At 40.8% G+C, this 6,507-nt stretch carries 7 protein-coding genes; 6 read left to right on the forward strand and 1 reads right to left on the reverse strand.

From position 1 onward, the window contains the following. The first annotated feature begins 206 nt into the window (after window positions 1-206). Genes tsaE through tsaD form a run of 4 tightly spaced genes read left to right on the forward strand, consistent with a single transcriptional unit; the run spans window position 207 to window position 2,847 of the window. Entirely contained in the window at window positions 207-662 is a 456-nt protein-coding gene (gene tsaE / locus BDR01S_RS24040) for a tRNA (adenosine(37)-N6)-threonylcarbamoyltransferase complex ATPase subunit type 1 TsaE (RefSeq protein WP_066249618.1), read from the forward strand. Continuing rightward, window positions 659-1,366 carry a tRNA (adenosine(37)-N6)-threonylcarbamoyltransferase complex dimerization subunit type 1 TsaB gene (gene tsaB / locus BDR01S_RS24045; RefSeq protein WP_066249620.1) on the forward strand — a complete coding sequence of 236 codons (708 nt, stop codon included), beginning with the start codon at window positions 659-661 and terminating at the stop codon, window positions 1,364-1,366. The genes tsaE and tsaB overlap by 4 nt, the downstream gene beginning before the upstream one ends. 12 nt (window positions 1,367-1,378) lie before the next feature. Next, a complete protein-coding gene (gene rimI, locus BDR01S_RS24050) occupies window positions 1,379-1,828 on the forward strand; it encodes a ribosomal protein S18-alanine N-acetyltransferase (RefSeq protein ID WP_066249622.1) in 450 nt (149 codons plus the stop codon). Continuing rightward, window positions 1,825-2,847: a tRNA (adenosine(37)-N6)-threonylcarbamoyltransferase complex transferase subunit TsaD gene (gene tsaD, locus BDR01S_RS24055; protein WP_066249625.1), complete on the forward strand. Its 1,023-nt coding sequence runs from the start codon at window positions 1,825-1,827 to the stop codon at window positions 2,845-2,847. Before rimI ends, tsaD begins: the two co-directional genes overlap by 4 nt. A gap of 336 nt (window positions 2,848-3,183) precedes the next feature. On the opposite strand, the gene BDR01S_RS24060 is transcribed toward tsaD, so the two are convergent. Next, on the reverse strand, window positions 3,184-5,103 hold the full coding sequence (locus BDR01S_RS24060; protein ID WP_066249628.1) for an ABC transporter ATP-binding protein: 1,920 nt from the start codon (window positions 5,101-5,103) through the stop codon (window positions 3,184-3,186). Window positions 5,104-5,281: 178 nt separating this feature from the next. Between BDR01S_RS24060 and moaC the strand changes: the two genes are divergently transcribed. Beyond that, entirely contained in the window at window positions 5,282-5,779 is a 498-nt protein-coding gene (gene moaC, locus BDR01S_RS24065) for a cyclic pyranopterin monophosphate synthase MoaC (RefSeq protein ID WP_066249630.1), read from the forward strand. Between the two features lie 35 nt (window positions 5,780-5,814). Then, window positions 5,815-6,474: a redox-sensing transcriptional repressor Rex gene (locus tag BDR01S_RS24070; protein ID WP_066249633.1), complete on the forward strand. Its 660-nt coding sequence runs from the start codon at window positions 5,815-5,817 to the stop codon at window positions 6,472-6,474. The last annotated feature ends 33 nt before the right edge of the window (window positions 6,475-6,507 follow it).

Here is a 6,507-nt window from a genome sequence, read left to right on the forward strand (position 1 = left end):
GGACCGCCATTAATATTGTAAAATTTGTACGAAACAAGGTTTCGTCTTTTTTTATGCCATTAAACAAAGGCTTTTTTGCTCAATTGTTAAAAATCATGTAAACTACATATGAAAAAGGCATCCTTAGGAGAGATCCTAAGGTTTTTTTGCACATAAATAAGGTAAAATGAAGATGTGACGCAAAGTTGAAATAAAAAGGTGATTGAATGAATCAATTCGAACGAATAACAACCAATTCAGAGGAGACTTCTCAATTTGCCGCTAAATTAGCCGGGCGATTGCAACCTGGGGATGTTCTGGCGCTTGAAGGAGATTTAGGTGCCGGGAAGACTACATTTACTAAGGGCTTGGCAAAAGGCTTAGAGATTAAAAGAACAGTTAACAGTCCGACATTTACGATTATTAAGGAATATAAGGGAAAACTCCCGTTATATCACATGGATGTTTACCGTGTGGGGGATGCTTTCGAAGACCTCGGTTTTGATGAGTACTTTGAAGGGGAGGGAGTGACAGTAGTGGAATGGGCTCACTTGATTGAAGAGCAGCTCCCGCTGGAACGGCTGACCATCTTCCTGTATCGTGAAGAAGGGGATACTAGAAGAATGGTATTCGTACCTCAGGGGAAAAGATATGAGCAATTATGTAAGGAGATTTTTTCATGACTATATTAGCGATTGATACTTCTAACTATGCGTTAGGAGTGGCGCTTTTAGAAGATAATCAGGTACTTGGTGAATATATAACCAATTTAAAAAAGAACCACTCTGTTCGAATTATGCCTGCTATTCAGACACTAATGAAAGATTGTGAAAAGGTTCCTGCCGATTTAACGAAGATTGTCGTCGCAAAGGGACCGGGTTCATATACAGGAGTTAGAATTGGTGTAACCATAGCAAAAACATTAGCATGGACTTTGAACATTCCTCTTGTAGGTATTTCTAGCTTAGAAATTTTAGCTTCGGGGGTAGGCCGCTATTTTGATGGCTATGTGTCGCCGCTATTTGATGCGAGAAGGGGACAGGTCTATACAGGCTTGTACCAATATCACAGTGGTGAACTTACATCAGTAAAAGAGGATCGCTTGTCTATGTTATCAGATTGGGCTGATTCCCTCAAAGAAACAGGAAAATCAATTCTATTTATCGGGAATGATTTACCACTCCATCAAGCAGCAATTGAAGCAGCGCTAGCTTCTCAGGCTGTTTTCGCAGCTGGTACGGAGCATAATCCTCGTCCAGCAGAGCTTGCCCTTCTTGGTAAGGATAAACCGGGAGAGGACATTCATTCCTTTGTTCCAAATTATATCCGTTTAGCGGAAGCTGAAGCGAAATGGTTGGAAGCGAAGGGGAAAATTTTAAATGGATAGGAATAGAGAGTTATGGTAGATTCTTTTGTTTTTCGCAATATGAGGGATGAGGATATTGAGCAAATTTTAGAAGTAGAACATGCATCATTTAGTACTCCTTGGAGTCGTGAAGCTTTTTATAATGAATTACACAATAATCGATTTGCTGTTTATATTGTTCTAGAGGAAAATAGTAAAATCCTCGGTTATTGTGGGGCATGGATTGTAATTGATGAGGCCCATGTAACGAATGTGGCGATTCTGCCTGAATATAGGGGCAGGAAACTTGGTGAGGCAATCATGCGAAAAATGATGTCAGTTGCCAGAGAGATGGGGGGAAAGAGTATGACCCTTGAAGTCCGTGTAACCAATCATGTGGCACAATCTCTATACCGGAAGCTCGGCTTTCAAAATGGCGGGATCCGCAAAAATTATTATTCAGATAATCAGGAAGATGGTTTAGTGATGTGGGCAAATTTATGAAAAAAGATCAATGGATTATGGGTATAGAAACAAGCTGTGATGAGACGGCAGTTGCCATCATAAAAAATGGCCGTGAAATTGTTGCGAATGTAGTCGCATCGCAAATTGAAAGTCATAAACGTTTTGGGGGTGTGGTTCCTGAAATTGCTTCCCGCCACCATGTAGAGCAAATTACAATTGTAACGGAGGAAGCATTGAAACAAGCAAATATGACATTTGCAGAGATTGATGCAATTGCTGTCACAGAGGGACCGGGCCTGGTTGGTGCCCTCTTAATTGGGGTAAATGCCGCGAAAGCCTTGGCATTTGCTCAAAACAAGCCACTGGTCCCTGTCCACCATATAGCAGGACATATTTATGCGAACAGGCTTGTGACAGAATTGAAGTTCCCGCTTTTGGCTCTAGTCGTTTCTGGCGGGCATACAGAGCTCGTTTATATGAAGGAACATGGACATTTTGAAGTCATTGGTGAAACAAGGGACGACGCCGCCGGGGAAGCCTACGACAAGGTTGCGAGGACGTTAAGCATGCCTTACCCCGGCGGTCCCCATATAGACCGTTTGGCGCAGGCTGGAAATCCGACGATTAACTTACCAAGAGCATGGTTAGAGGAAGGCTCGTATGATTTTAGCTTTAGCGGTTTAAAATCAGCAGTCATAAATACGGTCCATAATGCCGAGCAACGCGGTGAAATCATCGCCCCTGAGGACCTGGCAGCAAGCTTTCAAGAAAGCGTCATTGAAGTTCTAGTAACAAAAACAATGAAGGCTGTCGCGGAATACGGTGTAGAACAGGTATTAGTTGCTGGCGGAGTTGCTGCTAATAAGGGACTAAGAAATGCCTTAGAGAAGGCCTTTTCAGATAAGCCGGGTATTGAATTAGTGATCCCGCCTCTATCATTATGTACTGACAATGCCGCCATGATTGCTGCGGCAGGAAGTGTAATGTTTGAAAAGGGAATTCGAGCAAATTTGACGTTAAACGCCAATCCCGGACTGGATATCGAATTATATAACTAAAACTCTTCTGGATAAGAAGAGTTTTTTTGTTGATAAGATTTTATAAAAATACAGATGAAAATCTGCTGAATGTGGATAAGTGAGGTGTTACCTGTGTATAATGTGGATAAGTAAGGTGTTTAATGTGGATAATGTGGAAAACTAAAAAAAGCATTGAGGCTATCCTGTTTGTAGTGTGTATAAACTTGTGGAAAAGTGTACAACTTTATTAATCTAAGGATTTTAGCGAAATTTGTCGATACTTGTATTATTATAAACAAAAAACCAGGCATTGCCTGGTTTTGCATAAATATTGAATAATTATCTGTGAGCTAAATGGTGTTTCCGCCCTTTTAATCATTCAGCAAGCTCCGCCCATTCTTCCATTAAGTGCTCGAGCTCGGACTTCGCTTTTTCACTATTTAGGTTGATTTCCATTACTTTTTCGTGATTTTGAAAAATTTCCGGCTCACATAGTTGCTGTTCGAATTCTTGAATTTGTTCTTCGAGTTCTTCAATTCGCTGTTCCATTTCTTCTAATTTCCTTTTTCGCTGACGCTCTTGTTTTTTACTTTCCTTATCCTGTTGATAAGAGTTTTTCTCAACAGCCTCTGTTTGTGCTGACTTTTTTACGGAAGCGGCCAGCGCCAGTGCGGCAAGTTCTTCCTGCTCTAATTTCTTCTCTAGATAATAATCATAATCTCCGAGGAATTCTGTACTTCCCTGACGACTAAGTTCTAAGACCTTTGTGGCAATACGGTTAATAAAATACCTGTCGTGTGAGACAAACAATATCGTGCCTGGGTAATCGATTAATGCGTTCTCTAAAACTTCCTTACTATCTAAGTCAAGATGGTTCGTAGGCTCGTCCAAAATTAAAACATTGGCTTTCTCTAACATTAGTTTAGCTAAAGCCAGGCGGGCCTTTTCGCCGCCGCTTAAGGTGGAAACAATTTTTAAGACATCGTCGCCGGAAAATAAGAAATTACCGAGCACGGTACGGATTTCCTTTTCATTTTTTAATGGATAATCATCCCAGAGTTCATTTAAGACCCGCTTATTAGAAGTCAATTCAGCCTGTTCCTGATCATAATACCCAATCTGAAGATTTGTCCCATAAAGAATGGTTCCAGCAAGTTCAGGTAACTTTTTAATAATTGTTTTTAAAAGCGTGGATTTGCCAATCCCATTCGGTCCCACTAATGCGATACTCTCACCTTTAAAGGCTCGAAAAGAAATGTTCTCTGATACTTTATCGCCCTTGTATCCAACAGCGAGTGAATCGACGGTTAGTACGTCATTGCCGCTTTGCTTTTCAATTTCAAACGAAAATGTTGCAGACTTTTCATCGCCTAAGGGACGGTCCATCATCTCCATCATCTCCAGCTTTTTGCGGCGGCTTTGGGCCCGTTTAGTTGTCGATGCCCGCGCTAAATTCCGATGGATAAAGTCCTGAAGATCAGCGACTTCCTGCTGCTGTTTTTCGAAAAGCTTCAAATCACGCTCATAATTTGCTGCCTTTTGATCAAGGTAAGAACTATAGTTTCCGGAAAACCTTTGGATTTGTTTGCGGGAAACTTCATAAACTTGAGTCACAACTTTATCTAAAAAATAACGATCATGAGAAACAATTAAAATTGCACCATGATAGCTTTGTAAATATTGCTCAAGCCATGTAAGTGTATCAATATCAAGATGGTTAGTCGGCTCATCCAGAATTAAGATATCCGGCTTTGTTAAAAGGAGTTTACCTAAGGCAAGCCGTGTTTTCTGCCCGCCGCTTAGACTGGATATCATCAAGGATCTGTCCCGGAAATTCAAACCATGCAGGACGGAGCGCATCTCTGCTTCGTATTGATAACCTCCTTGTTCTTTAAATGTCACCTGAAGATGATCGTACTCTTTTAGGATTCGTTCATATTTTCCGTTGTCTTCAAAAACATTGGGGTCCGCCATTTGTTCTTCAAGTGTGCGGAGTGATTTTTCCATTAAACGGAGCGGTTCAAAAACCGTCAGCATTTCATCCCATATGGACAACGATGATTCTAACCCGGTATTTTGAGCTAAATAACCAATCGTTACTTCTTTTGGCTTGATGATTTCCCCGCCATCATGCGACAAGTGCCCGGCAATAATCTTCAATAATGTCGATTTTCCTGCCCCATTACGTCCAACCAGAGCGACGCGGTCACGGGTTTGTAATTCGAGCTTAATATTCGATAAAATAAGGTCAGCACCATAGAATTTTTGTAATTGATTAACCTGTAGTAAAATCATTCTCATTCACCTCTATTACATAGGATTAGTGTACCTTATTCCCGGTGGGTCGGCAATAAACTGCTCGCTATGATAGGGGTGTGGGGATCATAAATCGACAAAAAATGTAATATTTAGTTCAAAGTTTCACACACTTAGAGGGAAAAATAGTGTATGATTTGATGGGAGGATTTTTTATATGGCAGAATTTACGCATTTTAATGAAGAAGGCCGAGCAAAAATGGTCGATGTCAGTGATAAGCCGGAAACGGCACGTACGGCACTTGCTCATTCCAGCATTACCGTTAGTAAGGAAATTTATGATAAAATAACGAATAATGAGATGAAGAAGGGCGATGTCTTAGCAGTGGCGCAGGTAGCAGCTGTCATGGCAGCAAAAAAAACATGGGATTTGATTCCAATGTGCCATCCGATTCCATTGACCGGGGTTAATATTTCTTTCTCGTGGGAACAGGACTTGGATGAAAATTATCATTTATATATTGCAGCAGCAGTTAAGACGAAAGGAAACACAGGTGTTGAAATGGAAGCGTTAACAGCTGCATCCGCTTGTGCCTTAACCGTTTATGATATGTGCAAAGCCGTTGATAAAGGTATGGTGATTGGACCGACGTATCTTGTCGAAAAAACGGGCGGTAAAAACGGTGATTTTAAAAGAGATGAAAAGGTTAAATAATTTTTAATTAAACCATTCATGGGGTGTGGGAGATTATGAGTAATGAAACAACGAAAATACCACAGGCGACAGCCAAGCGGCTGCCCCTCTACTATCGATTTTTAAAAAACCTGCATAGTTCCGGCAAGCAAAGGGTCTCCTCAGCGGAATTGAGTGAAGCAGTTAAGGTGGACTCAGCAACGATTCGCCGTGACTTTTCCTATTTCGGTGCATTAGGGAAAAAGGGCTATGGGTATAATGTTAATTACTTGATTTCCTTCTTCCGTAAAACCTTAGATCAGGATGAATTAACAAGGGTGGCCTTAATAGGGGTCGGTAATCTCGGGACAGCGTTTTTAAACTATAATTTTTTAAAAAATAATAACACAAAAATAGCATGCGCTTTTGATGTGGATCCAGAAAAGATGGGAACAACGATTCGCGAGGTTCCAGTTCATCATATGGATGATTTAGAGCAGGTTTTAGCAGAGTCTAATATTTCAGTTGCCATCTTAACGGTTCCTGCTCCTGTCGCTCAAATGATAACCGACCGACTTGTCAATGCGAATATAAAAGGAATATTAAATTTCACGCCGGCAAGGTTAAATGTGCCGCCATTAATAAGGGTCCATCATATTGACCTAGCCGTAGAACTGCAGTCTCTAATCTACTTTCTAAAGCATTATCCGACGGTGGAAATAGAAGAAGAAGAATAATTAAGTACAAAAGGCTTTTCACAAATAGTTAAA

The sequence above is a fragment of the Neobacillus drentensis NBRC 102427 genome, assembly GCF_001591445.1.
Lineage (GTDB): Bacteria > Bacillota > Bacilli > Bacillales > Cytobacillaceae > Neobacillus > Neobacillus drentensis.

What these genes read in the sequence shown, in the direction of transcription:
- tsaE (WP_066249618.1), top strand. Translation starts at nt 207, where the DNA reads ATGAATCAATTCGAACGAATAACAACCAATTCAGAGGAGACTTCTCAA.
- tsaB (WP_066249620.1), top strand. Translation starts at nt 659, where the DNA reads ATGACTATATTAGCGATTGATACTTCTAACTATGCGTTAGGAGTGGCG.
- rimI (WP_066249622.1), top strand. Translation starts at nt 1,379, where the DNA reads ATGGTAGATTCTTTTGTTTTTCGCAATATGAGGGATGAGGATATTGAG.
- tsaD (WP_066249625.1), top strand. Translation starts at nt 1,825, where the DNA reads ATGAAAAAAGATCAATGGATTATGGGTATAGAAACAAGCTGTGATGAG.
- BDR01S_RS24060 (WP_066249628.1), bottom strand. Translation starts at nt 5,103, where the DNA reads ATGATTTTACTACAGGTTAATCAATTACAAAAATTCTATGGTGCTGAC.
- moaC (WP_066249630.1), top strand. Translation starts at nt 5,282, where the DNA reads ATGGCAGAATTTACGCATTTTAATGAAGAAGGCCGAGCAAAAATGGTC.
- BDR01S_RS24070 (WP_066249633.1), top strand. Translation starts at nt 5,815, where the DNA reads ATGAGTAATGAAACAACGAAAATACCACAGGCGACAGCCAAGCGGCTG.